This window comes from Pseudomonas sp. CHM02 (assembly GCF_000612585.1).
Lineage (GTDB): Bacteria > Pseudomonadota > Gammaproteobacteria > Pseudomonadales > Pseudomonadaceae > Aquipseudomonas.
In genome coordinates, this window is sequence record NZ_JFCA01000118.1 from 1 (window position 1) to 506 (window position 506).

General features: G+C 64.8%; 1 protein-coding gene. It reads left to right on the forward strand.

Annotated features, from left to right (window positions below):
• A partial coding sequence (locus BM70_RS0130980; protein WP_025859599.1) for a 3-deoxy-7-phosphoheptulonate synthase occupies positions 1-506 on the forward strand: 506 nt, incomplete at both ends.

Genomic DNA, 506 nt, shown 5'->3' on the forward strand with positions numbered 1-506 from the left:
GTGTGCCGGACCCGGACCGCCTGCTGCAGTCCTACCACCAGTCCACCGCCACCCTCAACCTGCTGCGCGCCTTCGCCCAGGGCGGCTTTGCCGACCTGCACCAGGTGCACAAGTGGAACCTGGACTTCATCGCCAACTCCGCACTGGCCGAGAAGTACAGCCAACTGGCCGACCGCATCGACGAAACCCTGGCGTTCATGCGCGCCTGCGGCATGGACAGTTCACCGCAACTGCGCGAAACCAGTTTCTTCACCGCCCACGAAGCGCTGCTGCTCAACTACGAACAAGCCTTCGTGCGCCGTGACAGCCTGACCAACGACTACTACGACTGCTCGGCCCACATGCTGTGGATCGGCGACCGCACCCGCCAGTTGGACGGCGCCCACGTCGAGTTCCTGCGCGGCGTGAACAACCCGATCGGGGTCAAGGTCGGCCCGAGCATGAACCCGGATGACCTGATCCGCCTTATCGACATCCTCAACCCGGACAACGACCCGGGCCGCCTC